At 43.0% G+C, this 26,017-nt stretch carries 14 protein-coding genes and 1 pseudogene; 3 read left to right on the top strand and 12 right to left on the bottom strand.

Features of this window, described 5'->3' with window-relative positions:
* Positions 1–395: 395 nt before the first annotated feature.
* The 9 genes and pseudogenes from rpoC to AC2HW8_RS05730 all read right to left on the bottom strand — a co-directional run.
* Positions 396–3,879 (bottom strand): annotated as a pseudogene (gene rpoC / locus AC2HW8_RS05770) (DNA-directed RNA polymerase subunit beta'); the annotation flags it as partial.
* Positions 3,880–3,891: 12 nt separating this feature from the next.
* Positions 3,892–7,617: a DNA-directed RNA polymerase subunit beta gene (rpoB, locus tag AC2HW8_RS05765; protein WP_046433009.1), complete on the bottom strand. Its 3,726-nt coding sequence runs from the start codon at positions 7,615–7,617 to the stop codon at positions 3,892–3,894.
* A 795-nt stretch (positions 7,618–8,412) separates the two neighbouring features.
* Positions 8,413–9,567 carry a PP-loop family protein gene (locus AC2HW8_RS05760; RefSeq protein WP_484327272.1) on the bottom strand — a complete coding sequence of 385 codons (1,155 nt, stop codon included), beginning with the start codon at positions 9,565–9,567 and terminating at the stop codon, positions 8,413–8,415.
* 10 nt (positions 9,568–9,577) lie between these two features.
* A complete protein-coding gene (locus AC2HW8_RS05755; RefSeq protein WP_484327271.1) occupies positions 9,578–11,221 on the bottom strand; it encodes a PP2C family protein-serine/threonine phosphatase in 1,644 nt (547 codons plus the stop codon).
* Positions 11,222–11,586: 365 nt separating this feature from the next.
* A complete protein-coding gene (locus tag AC2HW8_RS05750) occupies positions 11,587–13,179 on the bottom strand; it encodes a peptidoglycan-binding protein (RefSeq protein ID WP_443951103.1) in 1,593 nt (530 codons plus the stop codon).
* 496 nt (positions 13,180–13,675) lie between these two features.
* Positions 13,676–14,425: a phosphotransferase gene (locus tag AC2HW8_RS05745; RefSeq protein ID WP_021882616.1), complete on the bottom strand. Its 750-nt coding sequence runs from the start codon at positions 14,423–14,425 to the stop codon at positions 13,676–13,678.
* Positions 14,426–14,845: 420 nt separating this feature from the next.
* A complete protein-coding gene (adhE, locus tag AC2HW8_RS05740) occupies positions 14,846–17,467 on the bottom strand; it encodes a bifunctional acetaldehyde-CoA/alcohol dehydrogenase (protein WP_015522840.1) in 2,622 nt (873 codons plus the stop codon).
* Between the two features lie 76 nt (positions 17,468–17,543).
* Positions 17,544–18,335, bottom strand: coding sequence for a leucine-rich repeat domain-containing protein (locus tag AC2HW8_RS05735; protein WP_303786596.1), 792 nt, complete (start codon positions 18,333–18,335; stop codon positions 17,544–17,546).
* A gap of 279 nt (positions 18,336–18,614) precedes the next feature.
* The gene (locus AC2HW8_RS05730; protein WP_484327270.1) at positions 18,615–19,751 is read right to left on the bottom strand and encodes a tRNA(Met) cytidine acetate ligase; all 1,137 of its coding nucleotides are present in this window, start codon (positions 19,749–19,751) and stop codon (positions 18,615–18,617) included.
* 204 nt (positions 19,752–19,955) lie between these two features.
* On the opposite strand from AC2HW8_RS05730, the gene AC2HW8_RS05725 reads away from it, so the two are divergent.
* A complete protein-coding gene (locus AC2HW8_RS05725) occupies positions 19,956–21,164 on the top strand; it encodes an acetate/propionate family kinase (protein WP_021882620.1) in 1,209 nt (402 codons plus the stop codon).
* A gap of 184 nt (positions 21,165–21,348) precedes the next feature.
* Here AC2HW8_RS05725 and AC2HW8_RS05720 read toward each other — a convergent pair whose 3' ends face one another.
* Positions 21,349–21,573 carry a DUF378 domain-containing protein gene (locus tag AC2HW8_RS05720; RefSeq protein ID WP_021882621.1) on the bottom strand — a complete coding sequence of 75 codons (225 nt, stop codon included), beginning with the start codon at positions 21,571–21,573 and terminating at the stop codon, positions 21,349–21,351.
* Positions 21,574–21,639: 66 nt separating this feature from the next.
* Complete coding sequence (locus tag AC2HW8_RS05715) at positions 21,640–22,020, bottom strand: hypothetical protein (protein WP_021882622.1); 381 nt, start codon at positions 22,018–22,020, stop codon at positions 21,640–21,642.
* Positions 22,021–22,169: 149 nt separating this feature from the next.
* Between AC2HW8_RS05715 and AC2HW8_RS05710 the strand changes: the two genes are divergently transcribed.
* Entirely contained in the window at positions 22,170–23,108 is a 939-nt protein-coding gene (locus tag AC2HW8_RS05710) for an AEC family transporter (protein WP_484327269.1), read from the top strand.
* A 734-nt stretch (positions 23,109–23,842) separates the two neighbouring features.
* Here the strand turns inward: AC2HW8_RS05710 and AC2HW8_RS05705 are convergent.
* Positions 23,843–25,564: a MutS-related protein gene (locus AC2HW8_RS05705; protein ID WP_021883146.1), complete on the bottom strand. Its 1,722-nt coding sequence runs from the start codon at positions 25,562–25,564 to the stop codon at positions 23,843–23,845.
* Between the two features lie 171 nt (positions 25,565–25,735).
* Here AC2HW8_RS05705 and AC2HW8_RS05700 point away from each other — a divergent pair, with 171 nt between their 5' ends.
* A complete protein-coding gene (locus tag AC2HW8_RS05700; protein ID WP_015522848.1) occupies positions 25,736–25,960 on the top strand; it encodes a DUF896 domain-containing protein in 225 nt (74 codons plus the stop codon).
* Positions 25,961–26,017 lie beyond the last annotated feature (57 nt).

Here is a 26,017-nt window from a genome sequence, read left to right as displayed (position 1 = left end):
TTACAAATTAAAAATTAAAGTCGGGCAGCAGATTTTCAATGCAAAATTTCTGTTTCCCGACTTTTTTATTTGTGATACGGCGAGTCGCCATTCCCTGTTCGTGAAGACAGTTTGTAATGTAAAAACATATTATGCCAGAGCGAAAGTTTTTTAAAATTGAAAGTTGAAAATGGAAAATTGAAAATTGCGGTCGGGCAGACAGTTTGCAAACGAAAAAATACACGGTATGTACCATTTGGCACATACCGTGGTTTTTTTATACATTATATGTTTTCAGTTAAATCAGAAGTCCATAATTTCATCGTCTTCAAGAGCAACGATAACATCGTCTGTATCGTCATTCTCAACGATTTCTGCCTCAGAATTACTCTCAAGCTGAACATCTGCATATCTCTGCATACCTGTACCTGCAGGGATAATCTTACCGAGGATAACATTCTCTTTAAGACCGACGAGCGGATCAACCTTACCCTTGATAGCGGCATCTGTAAGAACTCTTGTTGTTTCCTGGAATGATGCGGCTGAAAGGAAGCTGTCTGTTGCAAGAGCGGCCTTTGTGATACCGAGGAGGAGCTGAGTGAATGTTGCCTCACGAAGACCTTCTTCGCCGTTGGCAATACGCTTTTTAATCTGCTCATTCTCGTAAAGAACTTCGTTCTTGTCGTAGGTCTGACCTGACATAAAGCCTGTGTCGCCTGCGTCCTCAACCTTAACCTTACGCATCATCTGACGAACGATAACCTCAATGTGCTTATCGTTGATTTCAACACCCTGTAAACGGTAGGTACTCTGTACTTCCGAAATAAGGTAGTTCATGACTGCCTCGGGTCCGAGAATATCGAGTATATCGTGCGGATTAACAGCACCGTCGGTAATCTTGTCACCCTTTTTGATGTGGTCGCCGTCAAATACCTTTACACGGAAACCGAAAGGAATGAGGTAAGCTCTTTCTTCGCCTGTTTCCTTGTTAAAGATAACAGCGTGCTTTGCGTTTTTGATTTCTTCAAAACGAACATCACCGTCGATTTCACTGATGATTGCAAGGCTCTTTGGTTTACGAGCCTCGAAAAGCTCTTCAACTCTCGGAAGACCCTGTGTGATATCTTCGGCAGATGCAACACCGCCGGTATGGAATGTTCTCATTGTAAGCTGTGTACCCGGCTCACCGATTGACTGAGCGGCAATAATACCGACAGCCTCACCGACAGTAACAGGCTGACGGTTGGCAAGGTTAGAACCGTAGCACTTACGGCAAGCGCCGTGTTTTGCACGACATTCAAGTACCGAACGAATCTTGATGTGGTCAACACCCGAATTAACGATAATGTCAGCCTCTTTGTCGCCCATCATAACATCCTTTGAAACAAGAACATTACCGTTAGAATCGCAGAAGTCATCAAGGAGATATCTTCCGATAAGACGCTCGTGGAGTCCTTCGATAACATTTGATTCGCCTGCTTTGATGTCAAAGATTTCAAGACCTTCTGTAGTACCGCAGTCCTCTTCACGGATAATAACTTCCTGTGATACATCAACAAGACGGCGGGTAAGGTAACCTGAGTCGGCTGTACGAAGAGCTGTATCGGCAAGACCTTTACGAGCACCACGAGATGAAATAAAGTACTCCAAGATGTTAAGGCCTTCACGGTAGTTAGCTCTGATAGGAATTTCGATTGTTTTACCTGATGTATTGGCGATAAGACCACGCATACCTGCAAGCTGTCTGATCTGGCTCATACTACCACGGGCACCTGAGTCAGCCATCATGAAGATTGGGTTGTAGCGGTCAAGGTTTTTCTGGAGGGCGTCGGTTACATCGTTAGTAGCCTTTTCCCAGATACGAAGAACTTCTTCGTAACGCTCCTCGTTTGAACGAAGACCCATCATAAACTCATCACGAATAACATCAACTTCCTTCTCTGCCTCGGCAATAATCGCCTTCTTCTGAGGAGGAATAACTGCGTCACAAACGGCAACGGTAATAGCACCCTTTGTAGAATACTTATAGCCCTGTGCCTTAATGTGGTCAAGAACAACGCTTGTTCTTACCGGACCGTGAATTTTGATACATTTATCAATAATCTTCTTAAGACCCGATTTACCAACGAGGAAGTCAACCTCAAACTTGAATCTGTTTTCGGGGATACTTCTGTCGATAAAGCCGAGATCCTGAGGAATAGGATTGTTAAAGATAATCTTACCGATTGTTGTGTCTACAATACCGGATTCGATTTTTCCGTCAATTTCAAGCTCACGGCGAACCTTGATTTTTGAGTGAAGCTCGATGACGCCTGTCTGATAAGCCATCATAACCTCATCAACATCACGGAATACCTTTCCTTCGCCTCTCTCACCGTCCTTATCAAGTGTAAGGTAGTAAGAACCGAGGATCATATCCTGTGTAGGAACTGTAACAGGCTGACCGTCAGAAGGCTTGAGAAGGTTGCCTGCTGCGAGCATAAGGAATCTTGCTTCTGCCTGTGCCTCTGCCGAAAGAGGTACATGGACAGCCATCTGGTCGCCGTCAAAGTCAGCGTTGTATGCTGTACAAGCGAGCGGATGAAGTTTAAGAGCACGACCTTCAACAAGAACAGGCTCAAATGCCTGAATACCAAGACGGTGAAGTGTTGGAGCACGGTTGAGGAGAACGGGGTGTCCCTTGATTACAACTTCAAGTGCGTCCCAAACATTGTCCTTTGCACGCTCAACAGCTTTTCTTGCTGATTTGATATTCTGCTCTGCTTTAGTTTCAACAAGGCGTTTCATAACGAACGGCTTGAAGAGTTCAAGTGCCATTTCCTTAGGAAGACCGCACTGATACATTTTGAGTTCAGGTCCTACAACGATAACCGAACGGCCTGAGTAGTCAACACGCTTACCGAGAAGGTTCTGACGGAAACGGCCCTGCTTACCTTTAAGCATATCCGAAAGTGACTTGAGGGCACGGTTGTTAGGTCCTGTAACCGGTCTGCCTCGTCTGCCGTTGTCGATGAGTGCGTCAACGGATTCCTGAAGCATTCTCTTCTCGTTGCGGATGATGATTTCAGGTGCGTTAAGCTCAAGGAGCTTTTTAAGTCTGTTGTTACGGTTGATAACTCGGCGATAGAGGTCGTTAAGGTCACTTGTTGCAAAACGACCGCCGTCAAGCTGAACCATAGGACGGATATCCGGCGGAATTACCGGAACAACATCGAGAATCATCCACTCGGGACGGTTGCCCGACATTCTGAAGCTTTCAACAACATCAAGTCTTTTAAGGAGTCTGACTCTCTTCTGACCCGATGCAGTTTCGAGTTCTTCTTTAAGTGAAGCGGAAAGAGCATCAAGGTCAATCTCGGCAAGGAGCTTTTTGATTGCCTCGGCACCCATACCTGCTTCAAAGTCGTTTTCATACTTCTCACGCATATCATTGTACTCACCCTCGGTAAGGCACTGATACTTTGCAAGGTCACGGCAGTCGCCGGGATCTGTTACGATGTACTGTGAGAAATAGAGTACATTCTCCAAAAGCTTGGGAGAAATATCAAGCATAAGGGCAATTCTTGAAGGAATTCCCTTGAAATACCAAATGTGCGACACGGGAGCGGCAAGCTCAATGTGTCCCATACGCTCCCTTCTGACCTTTGAACGGGTTACTTCAACGCCGCAACGGTCACAGATTTTACCCTTAAAACGGATTCTCTTGTATTTACCGCAGTGACATTCCCAGTCCTTTGTCGGTCCGAAAATGCGTTCGCAGAACAAGCCGTCTCTTTCAGGCTTGAGAGTACGATAGTTAATTGTCTCGGGCTTTTTAACTTCGCCGTAAGACCATTCTCTCATCTGCTCAGGAGAAGCAAGTCCGATTTTAATTGAGTCAAAAACATTATTATCTATCATTGCATTTCCTCCTTACATATCGTCACTGCCAAAGTCATCGCTGAAATCATCCGATGTATAGCTGTCCTCTTCAACATCGGCAAGTGAATCGTCAAACATATTGCCTTCTTCGCCGCCCTCGTCAAGAGTGTAGCCGTCCATTGATGTCATTACATGGTCTTCTTCAAATTCCGGATTTGTTGCATCAACAATATCCTCGTCCTCATCAAACTTCTGCTTAATGTCAATTTCTTCACCGTCAGAGTTAAGAACACGAACATCAAGTGAAAGTGACTGGAGTTCCTTAATAAGAACTCTGAATGACTCAGGAATACCCGGAGCAGGAATATTCTGACCTTTAACGATAGCCTCGTAGGTCTTAACACGGCCGACAACATCGTCCGACTTAACTGTAAGAATTTCCTGAAGTGTATAAGCAGCGCCGTAAGCCTCAAGTGCCCAAACTTCCATCTCACCGAAACGCTGACCGCCGAACTGGGCTTTACCGCCGAGTGGCTGCTGTGTAACGAGAGAGTAAGGACCTGTGCTTCTTGCGTGGATTTTTTCATCAACGAGGTGATGGAGCTTGAGGTAGTACATATAACCTACTGTTACAGGGTTATCGAAACGCTCGCCTGTACGGCCGTCAACAAGCCATGTCTTACCGTCCTCGCTGTAACCTGCGTCTTTAAGACACTGGAAAATGTCCTGCTCATGAGCACCGTCAAATACAGGAGTCATAATCTTCCAGCCAAGCGCCTTTGCGGCATAACCGAGGTGAACCTCAAGAACCTGACCGATGTTCATACGAGAAGGTACGCCCAACGGGTTAAGTACGATGTCAAGCGGAGTACCGTCAGGAAGGAACGGCATATCTTCCATTGGGAGAATTCTTGAAACAACACCCTTGTTACCGTGACGACCTGCCATCTTATCGCCTACGCTGATTTTTCTCTTGAGTGCAAGGTAAACTCTTACAACCTTGTTTACACCGGGCTGGAGTTCGTTTCTGCTGTCTGCACGGGTAAACACCTTAACATCAACAACAGTACCGCATTCACCGTGAGGCACACGGAGAGATGTATCTCTGACTTCTCTTGCCTTTTCACCGAAGATTGCACGAAGGAGTCTTTCCTCGGCTGTAAGCTCTGTTTCACCCTTTGGAGTTACTTTACCGACAAGGATATCGCCTGCTTTAACCTCAGAACCGATCTGAATGATACCGTCCTCGTCAAGATACTTGAGAACATCTTCACCTACATTCGGGATATCTCTTGTAATCTCTTCGGGTCCGAGCTTTGTATCTCTTGCCTCTGTGTCATATTCTTCAATGTGAATTGATGTATAAACATCATCACGAACGATTTTTTCGTTGATAAGAACAGCATCCTCGTAGTTGTAACCTTCCCATGTCATAAAGCCGATGAGAGCGTTCTTACCGAGAGCAACTTCACCGTTTTCGGTAGCGGGACCGTCTGCGAGAACTTCGCCCTTCTTAACTCTCTGTCCTCTTGACACGATAGGACGCTGGTTGATACATGTACCCTGGTTAGAGCGGAGGAACTTGATAACCTCAAAGTCCTGAACTCTGCCCGAGTCATACTGTACACGAATGTTACGGGCGTCAACGCTCATAACGATACCGTCTTCCTCAGCGAGGATACAAACGCCTGAGTCTGTACCTGCCTTGTACTCCATACCTGTACCAACGATAGGAGCTTCACTGCGGAGAAGCGGAACTGCCTGACGCTGCATGTTCGCACCCATGAGAGCACGGTTTGCGTCATCGTTTTCAAGGAACGGAATCATAGCCGTAGCAACAGATACAACCATCTTAGGAGATACATCCATGAAGTCGAATCTTTCGGGAGAATACTCTACGAACTCGTCACGGTAACGACCTACAACTCTTGAATGAACAAATCTGCCGTTTTCATCAAGCGGTTCGTTAGCCTGTGCAACAGCGTAGTTATCCTCAACATCGGCTGTCATATAAACAACCTCGTCGGTTACAACGCCTGTTTCCTTGTCAATTTTACGATAAGGAGCTTCGATAAAGCCGTACTTGTTGATACGGGCAAATGAAGCAAGATATGAGATAAGACCGATGTTAGGGCCTTCAGGAGTTTCGATAGGACACATTCGGCCATAGTGTGTGTAGTGTACGTCACGAACCTCAAATCCTGCACGATCTCTTGAAAGACCGCCCGGACCGAGGGCTGAAAGACGACGCTTGTGGGTAAGCTCTGCAAGTGGGTTACCCTGATCCATGAACTGTGAAAGCGGTGAAGAACCGAAGAATTCTTTAATTGCCGCTGTTACGGGACGGATATTGATGAGTGAGTTAGGCGAAAGCGACTCCATATCCTGTGACTGGGTTGTCATTCTTTCTCTTACTACTCTTTCAAGACGGGAGAAACCGATTCTGAACTGGTTCTGAAGAAGTTCGCCTACGCAGCGGATTCTTCTGTTGCCGAGGTGGTCGATATCATCTGTATTACCGACACCGTGAGCAACACAGTTGAGGTAGTTGATTGTTGCAAAGATATCGTCAACCGTAATGTGGTTAGGAACAAGCTCATCTGCACGGCTTCTGAGCATTTCCTTGAGGTCATCCTCATTCTCGCAGGAATCAAGAATTTCGCAAAGAACATCAAAACGAACATTTTCCTTGATATCACACTCTGCTTCTGCGTCAAAATCAACATAGCAAGCGATGTCAACCATACCGTTTGAAATAACCTTAACGATTGTTTCATCGGCAGCCTTTACATAGGCAATCTTAACACCTGCGTTTTCGATTTCAAAAGCCTTTTCCTTTGTGATTTTTTCATCACGAAGAGCCATAACCTCGCCTGTGCGTGGGTTGGCAATCGGCTCTGCAAGAACCTGACCTTCAAGACGGTTTGCAATACCGAGCTTTTTGTTGTATTTATATCTGCCTACTCTTGACATATCATAACGACCGGGGTCAAAGAACAGGTTGTTTATGTGTGTCTGCGCACTGTCAACTGTCGGAGGCTCAGACGGACGGAGCTTTTTGTAAACCTCGATAAGACCTTCTTCAACATTTGAAGCGGCATCCTTTTCGATAGTAGCTCTCATTCTTTCGTCGTCACCAAAATAGTCGAGAATTTCGGCATCCGTGCCAAGACCGAGTGCTCTGATAAATGATGTAACGGGAAGCTTACGGTTCTTATCAATACGAACATAAAAAACATCGTTTACATCGGTTTCATACTCAAGCCATGCACCACGATTCGGGATAACTGTTGTTGAATACAGTTCCTTACCGGTTTTATCGTGATCCATTTTATAGTAAACGCCCGGGCTTCTTACAAGCTGTGAAACGATAACACGCTCAGCACCGTTGATAACGAATGTGCCGCTTGCGGTCATCAGCGGGAAATCGCCCATAAATACATTGCTCTCTTTGATTTCACCCGTTGACTTGTTCAAAAGTCTTGCGGTTACTCTGAGAGCAGCTGAATATGTTGCATCACGAACCTTACACTCAATTACGCTGTAGTTCGGGTGATCAACATCAAGTGTGTAGTCGATAAAATCGAGAACAAGGTTGTCCTGATAATCGGTAATGCCCGAAACATCTTTAAATACTTCTTTAAGACCTTCGTCAAGCAACCATTTGTATGACGCTTTCTGAATGTCGATAAGATTAGGCATATCAATTACTTCATCGATTTTACCAAAACTCATTCTTTCGGTGTTGCCAAGCTTTACGGGTTTGACATTAACCATAGGCGTATCACTCCTTAAAAAATCTATGAAACGGGGCAAGCGGTACTGAAAATCTGCTCATAAAAAGCTCTTGACACAAAAGGATTTTTGTGATAATATCCCCTTGTCGGATAAAGTTTTTTGCGGATTTTCCCGACCTCTTCGGTACATATCCCCATTATGGTACATTTTATTATTCTATATTGAAATAATCAATAAGTCAAGAGAATTTTCGGATTTTTTTCGGATTTTACTGACTTTTTTATATTTTTACAGGTTTTATTTCCCGAAAAGAATTATTTTTCTTTTCGGGCTATTTTTTACATCCCAATGCAACACCCGACACGGTGTATGATTTTACAAGTAGGGGCGTTCATCGGACGCCCGCAAGTAACAGAACATACATTATGATAAATACAAAGTGTATAGATGTCGCAAAGTCATTGTTCAACTGTAGCGGCGAACACGGTTCGCCAATTGATTTGTGTGCAAACACAAATCAAGCAAAACCAATTTTTTTGGTAAATAGCAAATATAAATTTCATATAACAAACGATTTGTATTAAGTCGAACCGATTTTACAATCGTTTCGATTGGCGAACACTGTTCGCCGCTACAGTATAACAATTGCTTTGTCGAATTTATAAAGTTTGTTTTTAAATATAATTTCTACCGTTACTAACGGGAGAACACGGTTCTCCCCTACATTTAAACAACAGCTTTTACACAAACAAAAACAGTCGGGAAGACATTGCTTTGCATTTTGCAAACTGTCTTCCCGACATTCATTTTCAATTTTCAATTTTTAATTTTCAATTAGTTATCCTTCCCCATATCATCATATCTGTCCAGAAACGAAACTTTATTATCGCCTTGTTTATATGAAATAATCGTATCGAGGTTGACATTTTCAACGCTGTGGAAAATGTTGCTTTCAATCTGGGGATTGATTTTCTTCAGATTTGCGATAAGCTGTTTGATTTCCTGTCGTTTTGAGCCTGTGTTGCTGTTTGGGGAACAGGTTGTGCAGGTATCCGTAAAACGGCACGCACATTGAATGAAATTCAGCTTGTTGTAATCTCGCCAATGCTTGATTTCAGCCTCACGAACGAGGTAGAGAGGGCGGATAAGTTCCATTCCCTCATAATTTGTGCTGTGGAGCTTCGGCATCATCGTCTGAACCTGACCGCCGTAGAGCATACCCATAAGAATAGTTTCTATAACATCGTCATAGTGATGACCGAGTGCGATTTTGTTACAGCCGAGCTGCTTTGCCTTTTTGTAGAGATAACCTCTCCTCATTCTTGCGCAAAGGTAGCAGGGATATTTGTCAACATTGTAAACAGAATTAAAAATATCTGTTTCAAAAACAGTTATCGGAATGTTCAGCCTACGGGCATTGCTCTCAATTACATCACGATTTTCAACGCTGTAGCCCGGGTCCATTACAAGAAAAACAAGCTCAAACGGAAATTTATTGTGTCTTTTCAACTCCTGAAAAAGCTTTGCCATAAGCATTGAATCCTTACCGCCCGAAATGCAGACGGCAATTTTATCGTTCGGCTCAACAAGCTTGTATTCAATGATCGCCGCAGTAAATCTGCTCCAAATCGTCTTGCTGAACTTTTTGCGGATGCTCTTTTCAACATCGGTTGCATAGTCCTCATTCTCGAATTGACTTCTCAACCAACTGTAATAACCGCCCTCAAGATTCACGGCATTGAATCCGTCATCACGCAGATTTTCTGCAAGCTCGTCACTTATCTGACCGCTTTTGCAACAGAGGACAACAAGCTTGTCTTTTGGCAAAAGTGAATTATCCTCTTTGATTTTTGCAAGCGGAATATTCTTTGCACCGTCAATGTGACCGTATTCAAACGAAATTTCATCTCTGATATCGACAAGAGTATATTCCTCGTCAAGCTTTCTCACCTGGTCTATTGTAATCTGATTGTTTTCCGATTTAAACATTCATAACCCTTCAATCTCTGTTTTTGCTGTTTTTTATTGCAACAATTGTTATATCGTCAAATTGCTCCGCATTTTCGGTAAAGTCCGTCAAAGCGTCATAAACTCCGTCACACACACCTTTTGCAGTCTGTTCGGCATTTTGACAGGCAGACACAAGTCTATCGTTGCCGAAAAATTCATTATCCGCATTTGTTGCCTCATTCACACCGTCGGTGTAAAGGCAAATTATATCGCCGTTCCCAAATTCAGCGCTGTTCACAACATATCTTGCATCATCAAACACACCGAGCATTATACACGGCTTACATTCTAAAAATTCAGCCTTGCCGTTGCTCACCGTAACAGGCTTGTTATGACCTGCATTTATGTACAAAAAGCTGTCGCTGTTTTTGTCAAAAATCACGGCGAATGCAGTTACAAACATTCCCTCGGGATTTGACGAACAGAGTTCCCTGTTGATTTCTTCAAATGCCCTGTCGGGTTCTGCATTTTCGGTCATTTTTTCGTGGATAAGAGTTTTTGCAAAAGCCATAAACATTGCCGCCGCAACACCCTTGCCCGACACATCACCGACTACGGCACATATTCTGCCGTCAGGCAATGCAAAGCAATCGTAAAAATCGCCGCCTACCTGTCTTGCAGACTCCATTCTTGCCGAAACATCAAAACAATCGGCAAAGACAACATTCTTTTCTCTCGCAATTATTCCGTACTGAATCCGCCTTGCAACCTCAAGCTCGGTTTCATTTTTAGCCTTTTCACTCGCAAGGGCGGAATTTTTTTCAACATAAGTTTCTACATCGTGGGCCATATCGTTGAAATAATCAGCCAAAAGCTGAATTTCATCGTCAGAGCCGAGTTTTATCGGCACAAACGCTTTCTTTGTATTTGTGCCGTCAGCCTTGTCGGAAAAGTATCCTCGAATTTTTTCAAAAATCAAATGTATCGGATTATACATCTTTTTTCTGACAAACCGCATTACAAGCAAGAATACAATTGCCAGCACAACAAACAACGCAAGAACTCGCATTGCAGTATAAAAAATGATTTCCGTATAAATCTGCGTCAGCGAATAGTCCGCACCGATTAATGCAACAGGCTTGCCGTCCTTGCCTTGAATCGCTGAAAATGCCGTGTAAAAACTGCCGAAGCTGTCGTTCTGATATTCGTAAGCCGTGACAAGGTTAGGATTTTCCCACGCCTCTTTTTCAGCGTCCCACAAGCTGTGGTCAACCTCTGCACCTGCACTTCTCACATTTAAAGCATTCTCGTTTTCGCTGTCATCATTGGCAACAGTCATAACATATGTAACCTTGTTTTCGTCAAAATTCGGAATGTAAATGTACATATATTCAAGGTGATTCGTCTGACAAATCCACCTCAAGGTCTTAACGGCTTTCCGATATTCTTCGGAATCGGGATTATCAAGCAATGCGTTTATATCGCAGCGTTCAAAAGTTTCTGTTGCAACCTTTGACGCACTTTCGGTCAGCTGTCGTGTAAACCGCCTTGTGCGCTGAATGTTTTCAATGCAATTGAGCGTACCCGAAACAATCACCGCCAAAATAAACAGCACAAGTATGTGAAAGAAAAGCCTTTTGAAAATCGACTTTTTGACTTTTATTTTGCCGATTGGTTTTTCGGATTTTTTCATTAACAGTCACCGCTTTCTTTCCACACACTTTTTCATCTTGTATTTTAACACGAATGTGCAATAAATGTCCACATTTTTATTCGTACGGTATGTCACCGTTCACAGTTCCTGTCGTAGTGGCGGATAATATCCTCCCGTCTGAAATATAGTCGCAAGGCTACCCCTACAATTAAAAGGTAACTTTCATCTAACAAAAAAACAGTCGGGAAACAATGCTTTTCATTTTGCAAACTGTCTGCCCGACCACAATTTTCCATTTTAAATTTTCCATTTTAAATTTTCCATTTTCAATTTTCCATTTTTAATTAAGCAAAAACAGCCGACTGCTTTGCAATCGACTGTTTAATAATCGGATTATATATCAATTACCATCTTGCGTCAAGTTCGGCTTTGGTGGCTTTTTTTTTCTTTCTTGCGACATATCTTGAATATCTTGAAAGCTTTCTGTCACGAAGGAAGAATACAAAAGCAATTGCGCCGAGGATAACTGCAACAAGCACAAACCAAAGACCTACATTTGCGGATCTCTGAACTGCGGCAACAAGAGTCGGTGTGCTTGCGGCATTTGACTTTGCAAGAGCCTTGTCGGCAGACTTTACGGACTGAACAGCAACGCTTGACGCTGTGTCCGAGTAGTTCTGATTCTTTTCATTTGAAAGAATGAACTGCGACGCACCTGTTGAAGAAGGCATCTCAATCGGAGCGGCTGAAACCGCCGGAGAAACCTCACCGCTTACAACCTCTGTTTTGGGGTTTGCAACTGCGTTGTCGCTGAACAATGCGTTGTATGTTTTCTCATCAACAATACCTGTTGAATCGAGTGAATTCTGATTCTGGAAATTTGCAACGGCCTGCGCTGTATATTCACCGTAGTAGCCTGTTGCATCCATTGCAAAGTAGCCGAGCTTTATAAGCTGCTGCTGAATTGCAGTTACTTCATCGTTTTCATCACCGTTCTGATACTGAACTGCCTCTGTTACAGGCTCTGTTGTTGCCTCTGTGGGAGCAGTTGTTTCTTCTTCGGGCTTGTCCTCAGTCTTTGTTGTTGTATCGGCTTTTGGAGCTTCGGGAGCATTCTCCGAATAAAGTGTATTTCTCGAATCGCCTGCAATACCGTCAACTGTAAGACCTGCGGCTTTCTGGAATGCCTTATAAGCCTCTTCTGTTGCATCGCCGAAGTAACCGTCAACTGCACCGTCATAATAGCCGAGGTCAGCAAGTCTTTGCTGAATCTTCTTTACCTCAGCACCCGATGAACCGTTCTTGTAAACACTCGGTGTGTTGCTTGAAGATGATGAGCTGCCTGATGAACTTGAAGAACCTGATGAGCCTGACGAGCTTGAACCCGATGAACTGCTTGAAGAAGTGTTTGAAGGAGTCTTGCTCGATCTGCCCTGTGAGTCAAAGTAATATGTAGTACCGTCAATTGTTCTTGAAGTATTTACAATGTACTCGCCGTTTTCGTAGTAGTAGTAGTTGCCGTTAAAGCTTTCCCAACCGTTTGTTACATATGAAACTGCGGCAAGCTTGAACCAGTATGTCCAATTGTTATAACCGCCGATTGCCTCATAGCAAACACCGTATTCATCACCTCTTGCGTCAACCTCCATACCGTTGCCGACATAGACACCAACATGACCGGGACGCCAAAGTCCAAGACCGTGAACATTAGGAATGCCTGCGCTTACCGAACCTGTTTCGGTAGCCGTTTCAAGCTGTGGATTACCGCATCTTTCGCCGCCGGCATATGAATAGATAAGACCTGAACAGTCAACCGCTCCGGGGGTTGAACCGCCGTAAACATATGACCATCCGCTGTTATAGGCATTGAGTGCCCATTCTGCAAGACCTGCACCCGTGCCTTTTGCACCGGCAGAAAATGAAGAACCGAATACGCATACACTTGAAAGTGTGAGAACACTCAGAATGATTGCAGTAATCTTTTTTATTCTCTGCATCGTTAATTACCTCCATTTTTATCAGAGAGTCAAAGCTCTTACAGAAAAATAACGACCGACTCAAAGTACAGTCCGTTTTAATCTGTACGAAAGATTTGACCGAAAAATTGTTACCAAATCTGACAGTAAATTACAAATCAGGTTACACCTTGATAACAACATTGTAACCATTATAACATCACTCTTTTAAAAAATCAACCCCAAAGCCCGTATTTTTTGCTAATTCAGAAAATTTGATGCAGTTTCACTCACAAAATCTTCATTTCAAGCACCAAATTAAAGCGAATTATTACAAAATTTGTAACCTTTTGTAATATTTACAGCGTACCGTCAACATAAATTTCGCATTAAAAAAGCAACTCCCGCACCAAGCATTGGAGCGGGAGCTGCTTTTATTCGGTTTCCGTAATACAATTATGAAAAAAACAGAGGAGAGAAAATTTCAAAATGAAATTTTGCTGAGTAAAATATGAATTAAAAATACATTTATACGACATTACTGGTATTCGCAAACACTTGCCCATTTGAGAAGGAACTCTCTCTCTTCGGGTTTACCCTTAACAGACTGTGATGCGGCTACAATCGGAAGCCAGCGGTCAACATATTGACGAGCTGTGTCGGTCTTTGTACAGTAAAGCTTCATATACTTTTCTGCAAGCTCTTCCTGATGATTCAAACGGAACAAGAGGTAAGTTCTTGCGGCATCGGCTGAACCGTTACCCTGTGTTGCGTGTGACCAGTCAATAACATACGGTGTACCCGACTCGTCAATGATAACATTACTCGGGTTGAAATCGCCGTGACAAACCTTTGTGTGGTTCGGCATACCGTTAAGACGGGTTTCAAGCTCATATCTTGTTGTTGCGTCAAGGTCGGTTTCGCTGATTTTGCGTTTCATCTTATCCTTGAGTTTGTTAAGCAACGGCGCTTTTTGGCTGAGAATTTTAACCTGAATGTCAACAAAGAGATTGAGGTATTCGTCCTCTTTTTCGGGATGCTCTGCCATAAGCTCCGCAAGAGTTTTGCCCTCGATGAAGGTGGATATGATTGCCCATTTTCCGTCAATCTTTGTAACCTCTTCAATTTTCGGAATATTGAGTCCTGTTTCCTCAACTCTCGCCTGATTAAGAGCCTCGTTAAGAATATCTGATTTCGGATAACACTCGTCAAAAACTTTGGCTGCAAGCGCACCGTCTTTATAAACTACCTTGTTCTCTCTTTTTGCAAGAACTGTATCTAATTTCATAATAAAGCCCCTTTCGCTTTAAAATATTAAAAATTCATCAAGCAATCTTTCATTGCTTCGGTTATATTATACAACAATTTCAGGGGTTAGTACAGTGTAAAAATAACAAAATAATTTTAATTTTCTTTGTGCATTTAGCAAATACAAATAAAATATTTTTTACCTTTCAAACAAAAAGAACAAGATATTTTATGCGAAGTGCATAAAAACTCGTTAAACTTTTAACTAAATATTTGTGAAATTTTTAACATTCTTTTGTGCATTGTGCATAACATCATGTAATATTAAAAGCATATTACGCCCAAGAGGAAGTTTATTTAAATTGAAAGTTGAAAATGGAAAATTGCGGTATTATCCATATACAACAAAACACCCTGTCACGGGGGCAGGGTGTTTTATAATTATGCATTACGAGATAGATTAAACAGTCTCGCTGTTGTTGCCATAGTAAGCATTGAGGTACATCTGCTTGATTTCCTTGAAGAGCGGATATCTTGGGTTTGCACCTGTGCACTGGTCATCAAATGCCTGCTCTGTCATAGCGTCAAGACGGTTGAGGAAGTCCTCTTCGTCCGGAACATAATCCTTGATAGAGTTCTTGATGCCAACTCTTGCCTTGAGGTCGTTAACAGCCTTGATAAGGTTTTCAACGCTCTCTGTATCGTTCTTGCCGCCGAGGCCGAGGTAACGAGCTACTTCAGCATAACGAGCGAGTGTGTGCGGGTGATCATACTGTGGGAATGTACCCATCTTAGCAGGAACTTCTGCTGAGTTGAATCTGATTACCTGCTCAAGCATAAGTGCGTTAGCAATACCGTGCGGTACATGATGGAAAGCACCGAGCTTATGAGCCATTGAGTGACAAACACCGAGGAATGCGTTAGCGAATGCCATACCTGCCATTGTAGCAGCGTGAGCAACCTTCTCACGAGCAACAGGCTCGTTCATACCGTTGTCATAGCAAGCAGGGAGATACTCAAAGATAAGCTTGAGTGAACGGAGTGCAAGACCGTCTGTGAAATCTGTAGCCATCATTGAAGCGTAAGCCTCAAGTGCGTGAGAAACAGCGTCGATACCTGATGCAGCTGTAAGTCCCTTAGGACCGCTCATCATGTTGTTAGCATCAACGATTGCCATTTTAGGCATAAGCTGATAGTCAGCAAGCGGATACTTAACGCCTGTATTCTGGTCTGTGATAACTGCGAAAGGAGTAACCTCAGAACCTGTACCTGATGATGTTGGAATAGCAATGAAGTATGCCTTCTCACCCATCTTCGGGAATGTGTAAACTCTCTTACGGATATCGCAGAAACGCATAGCCATATCCTGGAAGTCAACTTCCGGATGCTCATAGAGAACCCACATAATCTTGCCGGCATCCATTGCTGAACCGCCGCCAAGTGCGATAATGCAGTCAGGCTCAAACTTACGCATAGCCTCTGCACCCTTCTGAGCTGAAATAAGTGATGGGTCAGGCTCAACATCTGCGAATGTTGTATATGTGATGCCCATTTCATCGAGCTTGTCTGTGATTGGCTTTGTGTAGCCATTCTTATAAAGGAATGAGTCAGTAACGATGAATGCTCTCTTCTTACCCATTACATCCTTGAGTTCCTGAAGAGCTACAGGCATACAGCCCCTCTTGATATAAACCTTTTCAGGTGCTCTGAACCAAAGCATATTTTCTCTCCTCTCGGCAACTGTCTTAATATTGATAAGGTGCTTGCAACCAACATTCTCAGAAACAGAGTTGCCGCCCCATGAACCACAGCCGAGTGTGAGTGAAGGAGTAAGCTTGAAGTTGTAAAGGTCACCGATACCACCCTGTGAAGAAGGTGTGTTAACAAGGATACGGCAAGTTTTCATTCTTGATGCGAACTCGTCAATCTTTGCTCTTTCGTTTACAGCGTCAACATAAAGTGAAGATGTGTGACCGTAACCGCCGTCAGCAATAAGATGCTCAGCCTTTGCAATAGCATCTTCAAAATCTTCAGCCTTGTACATAGCGAGTACAGGAGAAAGCTTCTCGTGAGCAAACTCTTCGCTGATGTCAACTGATTCTACCTCACCGATAAGAACCTTTGTTTCCTCAGGAATTGTTACACCTGCAAGAGCTGCGATTGTAACAGGCTTCTGACCAACAATCTTAGCGTTAAGAGCGCCGTTGATGATGATAGTCTTTCTAACCTTCTCTGTCTCTTCCTCGTTAAGGAAGTAGCAGCCACGAGCCTTGAATTCCTTCTTAACTTTACTGTAAATCTTCTTTTCAACGATAACAGACTGCTCTGAAGCACAGATCATACCGTTATCAAATGTCTTTGAGTGGATAATTGAGTTAACTGCGAGTAAAATGTCAGCTGTTTCATCAATGATAGCAGGTGTGTTACCGGCGCCAACACCGAGTGCAGGCTTACCTGATGAATAAGCAGCCTTAACCATGCCGGGGCCGCCTGTTGCGAGGATGCAGTCAGCTTCCTGCATAAGTGTGTTTGTGAGTTCGAGTGAAGGAATATCAATCCAGCTGATGATACCCTCCGGAGCGCCTGCCTTAACAGCAGCTTCAAGAACAACCTTGGCAGCCTCAATTGTGCTCTTCTTAGCACGGGGATGCGGGCTGATGATGATACCGTTTCTTGTCTTAAGACAAACGAGTGTCTTGAAGATAGCGGTTGAAGTTGGGTTTGTTGTAGGAATAACGGCAGCGATTACACCGATTGGCTCAGCAATCTTCTTAATGCCGTAAGCCTTGTCTTCCTCAAGAACGCCGCAAGTCTTAACATTTCTGTAAGCATTGTAAATATACTCAGATGCGAAGTGGTTCTTGATAACCTTATCTTCTGCAACGCCCATGCCTGTTTCTTCAACAGCCATCTTAGCGAGCGGAATTCTCATCTGGTTAGCAGCAGTAGCGGCAGCAAGAAAAATCTTGTCAACCTGCTCCTGTGTGTAGGTAGCAAAAATTTTCTGAGCTTCTCTTACTCTTGCAAGGGCAGCTTCAAAGCTTTCTGCGTTATCTACGATAGGATACTCTTTTGTACTCATTTAATCTACCTCTTATCTTGCATAATTATATTAGATTCAGCAAAGCTGAAAATGATATCAAATTAATTTGCCTCAATTACTCGGCTTTCTCGGCAGCCTTACCGCTTGCCTTTGTTGCCTTTGTTGCCTTTTTTGAAGAACTGCCTAAGTCAGCCTTGAATTTAAGGTTGTTTTTCTTAGCATAGCTCTGGGCATATGAACCGCTTGCTCCGTGGATTGTAACTTCCTTACTGCATTCTGCGAATACATTGTCGGGAATACTTGTAATACAAGCCGGAATTGTAATGTCTGTAAGCTCACGCGACTGATAAAAAGCATATTCATCAATCTTTGTAAGTTTACCGCTGTCGGGAAGAACAACATTGTTAAGTGCCGCACCCGAAAAAGCTCTCGGTCCGATTTCTTTGAGTGTACTCGGAAGCTTGATTTCTCTTAACTCAGAGCAGTTAAAGAACACACTGTTGTTAAGGATTTCAAGACCTTCGGAAAGATTTACCTTTGTGAGGCTGTGACAGCTTGAAAAGGCATAATCTTCAATCTGCTTGATACTTGACGGAATTGTTACTTCCGTAATTTTAGAGTTATTGAACACGCTTGCACCGATTACGGTAACTTTGTAGTTCTTGTAGCTTTCGGGAATTTCAATAACCGTGTCAGAACCTGTGTACTTTGTAATCATAAGTTCTTCCTGATTGATAATGAAAAATCCGAAATCTCCGTTTGTAAGGTCAGGCTCTGTCGGCTCAACCTTGTAGCCGGGCTTACTGCTGTTTGATGATGTGTTGTCGTCACAACCGCATCCCGAGAGTCCGACCGCTGCTGATGCGCACATTGTGCACGCCATCAGAAAGCAAAGAATTCTTTTCATTTTTCTGGATCCTTTCAATCGTTGTTTAAGAATTTAGCTAATTCTCGATTGATTCTATTTTATCATCTTTGTTAAATATTTGTCAATGTTTTTTTGACCATTTTTCTACTTTTATCGGGTTCAATAATAATTACAAAAAGATTACACACTTATTGTTGCACTTCTCACAAAAAAGATAAAAATCCCGTAAAATCCGCTGTTTTTTGCGGTAAAAAATGTAAGAAAAATCCTCAGAAACTGCCGTTTTCGGCATATCATTGACGAATCAATCGACCAATGTCATATTTTCACAATAGGCGTTGTAAAATCAAGACCGCTCCTTTTTGGAATTTCATACGCAAGTGCCGAAATATCGTAGGCTAAAATGTCCTTTTCAAGCAATGCCTTTGTGTTGCCGCCTGTTCTGATACCGTTGCTTGCAGAAGTGACAATATTCAGTCGGCAGTCTTTGAGCAATTCCGCACCCTCGTTTGTAAAGCCTAAAACACGGACATACTCAATCGGGATTTGCGTATGAGCTTTTTCAATTCCGAGCAATGCACAGGCGAGTATTCTCCGTATGCGTGCATGAGTGTAGCGCTTTGTCTTTACAAGGTCGGCAATTTCTGATGAGGTACTGCAACGCACTGCCGCATCGGCAATTCTGTTTTCAAGCCCCTCACCCACATTGGGCAGTTTTGCAATGTCCTCTCTTGTCATAGTACGCAGGCGGTACAGTAACGGTCTGTCAAGATTTTCGGAAAATGTGATTTCATCGGGAATGTGCGGAGCGTACTTCTTCGCATTTTCACCGTTACGCAACATTTCTCTTATGTGTGACGCAGACGCAAAGCCCTCGCCCGCAATTCGGCTGTCGTGTGCAACACCTGTTCTTGCAACCGAGAACGGCTCAACACCCGTACCGTTCAATGCCTTTATATACTCAACGCCAAGAATATTGTTCGGTTCGCAGAGTACGGACGAAATCTCATCACCGAAAACCGTTTTGACGGCGTTTTCAAGTTCACGAGGGTAGTATCCGCCGTTTTTCATTCCGTCACGCACAAGAGCCTGTACCCTTTCATCACAAACAGCGTTTGCGGATTTTTTGAGCAGTTCGCAATCACCGCTTTCACTGCCGAAGGCAAGATGATTTGTGCAGTCAAAAGCCGACGCAATCGCAACACCTGCCTTTGCAAAGCCCTCAGCCCCCGAAAGTGAGAACACAACGGGCAGTTCAAGCACCAAATCCGCACCGTTTTCAAGGGCAGATTTTGCACGGACAAATTTGTCGCACACGGCAACCTCACCACGCTGGGTAAAGCTGCCGCTCATAATTGCTATGACCGGCTCTTTAAGCACATTTTTTGCACTTTCGAGCAAATATTTATGACCGTTGTGAAACGGATTGAATTCGCAGATGACAGCTGTTGCCATAACTATTCCTCCGAAGCCTTTATTTCGCATACATATTGTAAAAAACACTTGAAAACATACATAATTTGGAGTATCATATGTATGTGTGACCTGTCAATTTTGAAAAGTCTTTTTCTGATTTACATTATAGTATAAAATATGACGACAGGCAAATATATTTCTTATATTTTAAACTGAAAACAACTACCAAAGGGGACGATTGTAATGAAAATTCTCGTAATCAACGCAGGCAGTTCCTCGCTCAAGTACCAGCTTATTGATACTGACAACGAGGCAGTTCTCGCAAAGGGTAACTGTGAAAGAATCGGTCAGAACGGTGCTTTCATTGGTTTTAAAACACCCGACGGCAAAAAAATCAACCGCAAAACACAGATGCTTAATCACACTCAGGCTTTTGAGGCTGTTAAAAATGCACTCTTAGATCCCGAATACGGTGCAATCAGCGATTTGTCCGAGGTTTCCGCCGTAGGTCACAGAGTTGTGCAGGGCGGTGCGTACTTTGACAAGTCGGTGCTTGTAGATAACTCGGTAATTAACAAAATCAGAGAGCTTGCTCCTCTTGCACCTCTTCACAACCTTGCACACCTTCAGGGCATTGAGGCCTGCACAAGAGTTTTCGGTCCGAAAGTTCCGCAGGTTGCGGTTTTTGATACTGCTTTTCACCAGACAATGCCCGAAAAAGCATTTATGTATGCAGTGCCTTACAAATATTATGAAAAGTTCGGTGTAAGAAAGTACGGCTTTCACGGCACATCTCACCGTTATGTTTCCGAAAAAATGGCTGACCTTATGGGCAGAAAAAAGGAAGAGCTCAAGCTTATTACCTGTCACATCGGCAACGGTTCTTCAATCACAGCCGTAAAGGGCGGTAAGGTTATCGACACTACAATGGGACTTACTCCTCTCGGTGGTTTTATGATGGGTACCCGTTCAGGTTCACTTGATCCGTCTGTCATCACATTTATCGCTGAAAAAGAGCATCTCACCCCCGAGGAAATGTCAAAGATTCTCAACAAGGAATCGGGTCTTTTGGGCATTTCAGGCGTTTCGTCTGACGACCGTGATGTTTGTGCAGCCGAGGCAGACGGCAATATGAGAGCTCACCTTGCCCACGAAATGCTTTACTACCAGATTGCAAAGTACATCGGCAGTTATTATGTAGCGCTCGGCGGTTGTGACGGCATCGTATTTACAGCAGGTATCGGTGAAAACCAGCCTATGCTCCGTGAAAAGGTTTGCGACTATCTTGAATGCCTTGGCGTTAAGTTGGATAAGGAATTCAACAAGCAGGCCACATGCGGTGTTACAGGCACACTCTCAACTCCTGATTCTGCAATCAGAGTTGAACTCATTGCAACCGACGAAGAAATGGTTATTGCAAGAGATACAAGAGCCATTGTTGAGGCACTTTAATTGAAATAAATCTGCCACGCAGTAAATATTACATAACAAAACAGGTTGTCAATTGACAGCCTGTTTTTTGTTTATGGTTATTTCTTATCCGTATTTTTAAATTTGAACGCATTGCGTTCAACCGTGTGCAACACACACGGCCGGCGAACACGGTTCGCCCCTACATTACAATAATTCATAAAATCTACGAATCCGCAACTGTTCCGTCCGTCACGGTGTCGCTTGTGTCCCTGAATAAAAGTGTAATGCACCAGATTGCGGAAAGTCCGACAAGGATATAAACAATACGGCTTATGATTCCTGTCTGTCCGCCGCAAATCCACGCAACAAGATCAAACTGAAAAATGCCGACACTTCCCCAGTTGAGTCCGCCGATAATAAGAAGCGTCAATGCTATTTTATCGAGCATTCAAAGTCCTCCTTTGTATTTGCTGAAAATAGTATTGACGCAATTTTTCGTTTTATTCAATTTAAATCAGAATTTAATCAACAATGCAAGGAGCAAAATCAGCACTCCGAGGAAAATTACCGCACCGCCGATTATTCTTGTGATTTTTACGGCTTTCTGAATTTTGAATTTTGAAATCATATTTTCCGTAGGAAACGGAAGAATAATGAGCATAATTCCGAGAATTACACAGCTTGCAAGTGCGACGGTAAGACCGACCTCTCTTGCAAATGAGAGCATAAAAAGTCCGATTGGAATTCCGAACACACAAATCATATTGATTACCGCAAACAGCTTGCCGAAACGCTCGCCCTTTTCGTAAAATTTATTTGCTTTAATATGGCACTCATCATCACAATACTGGTCAAAATACGATATCTGTTTTCCGCAGAATTCACATTTTTTCATGGGCACACCTCGTTGTTTCATTTTAAATCGTTCACGGAATATTTTAACACACAAATCGACATATTTCAACTTGAATAAATGTACATTTTCGGGTATATGCTTTGTTGAAAAAATTTTTGCAATGTGGTATGCTGAAAAGAGGTGATTTTATGGAGAGCTTTTTCGTTGCGCTTAATGCGGTTCTGCCGATGTTCATAATGCTTTTCATCGGTTTTCTTGTGAGAAAATTAAAAATTTTGCAGGACAGCTTTCTGCCTCAACTTAACAAAATTGTTTTCAATGTATTTTTTCCGTTTCTGATGTTCAATAACATCTACGGCTCAGATTTTTCAAGCGTTTTCAGCCCGAAGCTGCTTGCCTTTGCGGTTATTGGCGTGTTCACGATTTACTTTTTGTCAATCGGGTTTACACTACTTGTTGAAAAGTCAAATTACAGCCGTGGTGCGATGATTCAGGCGATTTACCGCAGTAATTTTGTACTTATGGGACTTCCGATTGCGGCGAATATTTTCGGCAAGGATAAGCTTGGCACGACAGCCGTGCTTGTTGCTGTTGTTGTTCCGCTTTACAATATGCTTGCCGTCATCACGCTTGAAATTTTCAGAGGGCAAAAGATAAATGTGCTGAAAATTTTAAAAGGCATTGCCAAAAATCCGCTGATTATCGGCTCTGCACTCGGACTTTTGTCTGTTGCGTTCAATATAAGCCTTCCGGAAACAATTGACAAAACGGTTTCGGATATTGCGGCGGTTGCAACTCCGCTTGCGCTGATTGTACTCGGTGCGTCTGTCACATTTGACAGCATAAAAGGCTGTTCACGCAACCTCATAATCTGCATAATCGCAAGACTTGTTGTTGTGCCGGCACTTTGTCTGGGTACGGCGGCGCTTATAGGAATCAGAGGAGTTGACTTTGTGTCGCTTATCGGACTTTTTGCATCGCCGTGTGCGGTTTCATCATTCACAATGGCTCAGCAAATGGACAGCGACTTCAAACTTGCAGGTGCGGCGGTTGTGTTCACTTCGGTTTTAGCGTGTTTCACGATGTTTTTGTGGATTTTCTTCTTCAGACAGGCAGGTTTCTTTTGATAATCTGCACGAATTTCAGACACATGATTTATTCAATGTGTAAAGTTAAACGATATTATTACTATCAATAACAAAAAATATCATAACAGTCTTGACTTTTATTACTGTTAGTGTTAGAATACTCGCATAGGATAACGGTTTACAGGAAATGACTTGAAATCCTGCAAGGTTAAACTGTTACTTTATTAAACAGCTATTTCCTTCTTTTTTTATTATTTTGTGGGCGTAAGAAAACGGAGTGCGTAATGCACTCCGTTTTCTTTTATACGAATTTTCTGAATACAACAAAATAATTGCAACACCGTAGCATCCGCCCATACATTTAAACGCAACTTCTATATATACAAAAAACAGTCGGGCGACAATGATTTGCATTTTGCAAACTGTCAGCCCGACCGTAATTTTCAATTTTACATTTAATTAAAACTTCCGCTCGGACATAATATGCTTTTTGACATTTACAAACTATCTTCACGAATTGGGAACGGCGGCTCGCCGTGCGAGCGTCCAATGAACGCCCCTACCGATTGTTTTGGTTTCACAACCAAAACAAATGGCGGTCACTGACCGCCGCTACAGTATATTAACAACTTTCATATATACAAAAACAGTCGGGCGACAATGATTTGCATTTTGCAAACTGTCTGCCCGACCGCAATTTTCCATTTTCAATTTTCAATTTTACATTTAATTAAAACTTCCGCTCGGGCATAATATGCTTTTAATATTACATACTATCTTCCCGAACCGGGTGCAGCGACACGCTGCCGATCAATCTGTTTTTTGATTTTGTCAAAGGTTACACCGTATTTTTCGGCAATGTCTTTGGCATAGCTTACACCTTGAGGCGGAGCGATGAAAACCTTGAACGAACGCTGTCCGTTTTCGACACCTGTTACCAGACTTTCAATCTTGCTGTCGCCCTTTACGGTTGTGTTCACCTCGTCAAGATTGCGAGCCAAATCGTGCATATGGGTATTAAAAATCGCCCTTGTGCCGAGATATCGCATTGATTTGACAACATCACGGGCAATGTACAAGCCCTCGGCAACATTGGTTGTTGCAAGGCTTTCGTTGAGCAAAAGCAGGCTGTAACGGCTTGCCGCGGAGAAAATTTCGGCAAGTCTTTTGCTTTCTTCACCGAGTCTGCCGAGGTCAACGGTATCGTTTTCATCGGCAGGAAAATGCGTAAAAATGCTGTCGCATGGGCTGAATTTCATCTGCGTTGCGGGAACATATATCCCGTTCTGAGCAAGCAGAAACGCAAGTCCGACCGCCTGAGTAATCGTGGTTTTACCGCCACGATTCGGACCTGTCAGAATGTAAATTCGCCTGTCATCGTTAAAATCAATATCGTTTGTGACAATATCCAAATTCTCACCGTTTGCCGATTTTATGCCGAGTTTGAGGTTGTAAACATCTCTAAGGCAGCAGTTTCTGTCCTCTTTTGGCAAAACTTCTGCCTTGCACAGCGGAAGATTTTTCTTTTTCATCTTATCACAAAGCTCTGCAAAACGAATATAGAAAATGATTTCGGGCATAAGCGAAACGAACGAGTAGCCGTTGACATTGACATATCTGTTGAGCATTGATTTTATGTCATTTACGGTTCTGCGGAGGATATCGGTCACAACATTTTTGAGTGCGTCAGACATAGGATCTGCGCCGGTCAGCGAGCTGTTCATAGTGTGGTTTACATCCTGCTGAGCGCCCACAACAAACTGTCCCAGCCCGAACTGAGAGGTTGACGGATTGGCCGGATGAAAGCTTAAAAATCCCGAAACATCGTTGCCGTGATGCAGTTCGCTGTCACGGTTTGTAAACTTCATAAATCTTTTGAGAATACCGCTGTCGGTAAATTCTTTGTCATTGAGTGAGATTACACCCACACTCTTTGGGCGGAGCAAATCGTCAAGATTCACACCGAGGGTAATGCTCTTGAGCTTTTGAGCCTTTGCAAGCGTATCTATTATATCCTTTTTTAGTTCGGGAAAACCGCTGTCATTGTAAATTGACTGAACATTTTTCTTGAGCTCAAGCAGACCCTGCGACTTTACTTCAATTGTTTCAAGCGTGTTTTTTATTCTTGTAATGCAATCGACATAGCCGTCCATTTCACGAAGTCGGTTTACAAGCTGCCACAAGGAAGATGCCTCGGTATCCTTTTGAAAGCGCTCAATTTCACGCAAATCGTTCAGCTTTACAAGAAGTGCGGATAGATCATCACGAAGTTTCGGAAAACGAAGAAAATCCTCAAAAACATCGCAACGATATTTTATAACTTCCTCGTCATCCGTAATATTTATCAGCAGCTGCTTTATGCTGTTGCGTTCATACTGCTCTTTTGTGAGAGCGTCACATATATAATCAACCGACAAATCATTCAGCGCCTCTTTGTTGAGAGTTCTGTAGGATGCATTTGAATTTGTCGGGTGTAATAAACTGAAATTTTCCATAATTCACCGCCGAAAAAATTTGCCGTATAACGGCTTTAATTGCATGATAGCACAAAAAATTTTTGTTTTCAACCGAGAAATCGAAAATTTGCACTTTGGCTGATTGTGTGATATCATAGCTTTGGAGCAGATTGCTCTCAAAACCAAAATAACGGTCGGGAGGATTGACTTATGGATAAAAAGATGCTTGACAGAATTAACGAGCTTGCAAAAAAGAAAAAGGAACAGGGACTTACCGAGGCTGAGCAAAAAGAGCAGAAAGAGCTGTACAAAATTTATCTCGGTGAAATCCGCACACAGTTCAACGCAACACTTGACAATGTAAGCGTTGAAGAAAAGGACGGCACTGTAAAACCGTTCAAAGAGGCATACAAAAAGCCCTATGACAAAAACTGATTTTGTCATTCAAACAGAAGTCATGCGAAAATTTAATTACACAGTCAAACAAAAAAG

The sequence above is a fragment of the Ruminococcoides sp. genome, from assembly GCF_057037865.1.
Note: the sequence above shows the minus strand (reverse complement) of the source record. Positions and strands in the feature narration are given on the sequence as shown.

Bases quoted from the DNA above. Each gene is read 5' to 3' on its own strand.
- AC2HW8_RS05745 (WP_021882616.1), bottom strand. From the start codon at position 14,425: ATGAAATTAGATACAGTTCTTGCAAAAAGAGAGAACAAGGTAGTTTAT.
- AC2HW8_RS05725 (WP_021882620.1), top strand. From the start codon at position 19,956: ATGAAAATTCTCGTAATCAACGCAGGCAGTTCCTCGCTCAAGTACCAG.
- AC2HW8_RS05750 (WP_443951103.1), bottom strand. From the start codon at position 13,179: ATGCAGAGAATAAAAAAGATTACTGCAATCATTCTGAGTGTTCTCACA.
- adhE (WP_015522840.1), bottom strand. From the start codon at position 17,467: ATGAGTACAAAAGAGTATCCTATCGTAGATAACGCAGAAAGCTTTGAA.
- AC2HW8_RS05700 (WP_015522848.1), top strand. From the start codon at position 25,736: ATGGATAAAAAGATGCTTGACAGAATTAACGAGCTTGCAAAAAAGAAA.
- AC2HW8_RS05730 (WP_484327270.1), bottom strand. From the start codon at position 19,751: ATGGCAACAGCTGTCATCTGCGAATTCAATCCGTTTCACAACGGTCAT.
- AC2HW8_RS05755 (WP_484327271.1), bottom strand. From the start codon at position 11,221: ATGAAAAAATCCGAAAAACCAATCGGCAAAATAAAAGTCAAAAAGTCG.
- AC2HW8_RS05710 (WP_484327269.1), top strand. From the start codon at position 22,170: ATGGAGAGCTTTTTCGTTGCGCTTAATGCGGTTCTGCCGATGTTCATA.
- AC2HW8_RS05760 (WP_484327272.1), bottom strand. From the start codon at position 9,567: ATGTTTAAATCGGAAAACAATCAGATTACAATAGACCAGGTGAGAAAG.
- AC2HW8_RS05735 (WP_303786596.1), bottom strand. From the start codon at position 18,335: ATGAAAAGAATTCTTTGCTTTCTGATGGCGTGCACAATGTGCGCATCA.
- AC2HW8_RS05715 (WP_021882622.1), bottom strand. From the start codon at position 22,020: ATGAAAAAATGTGAATTCTGCGGAAAACAGATATCGTATTTTGACCAG.
- AC2HW8_RS05705 (WP_021883146.1), bottom strand. From the start codon at position 25,564: ATGGAAAATTTCAGTTTATTACACCCGACAAATTCAAATGCATCCTAC.
- AC2HW8_RS05720 (WP_021882621.1), bottom strand. From the start codon at position 21,573: ATGCTCGATAAAATAGCATTGACGCTTCTTATTATCGGCGGACTCAAC.
- rpoB (WP_046433009.1), bottom strand. From the start codon at position 7,617: ATGGTTAATGTCAAACCCGTAAAGCTTGGCAACACCGAAAGAATGAGT.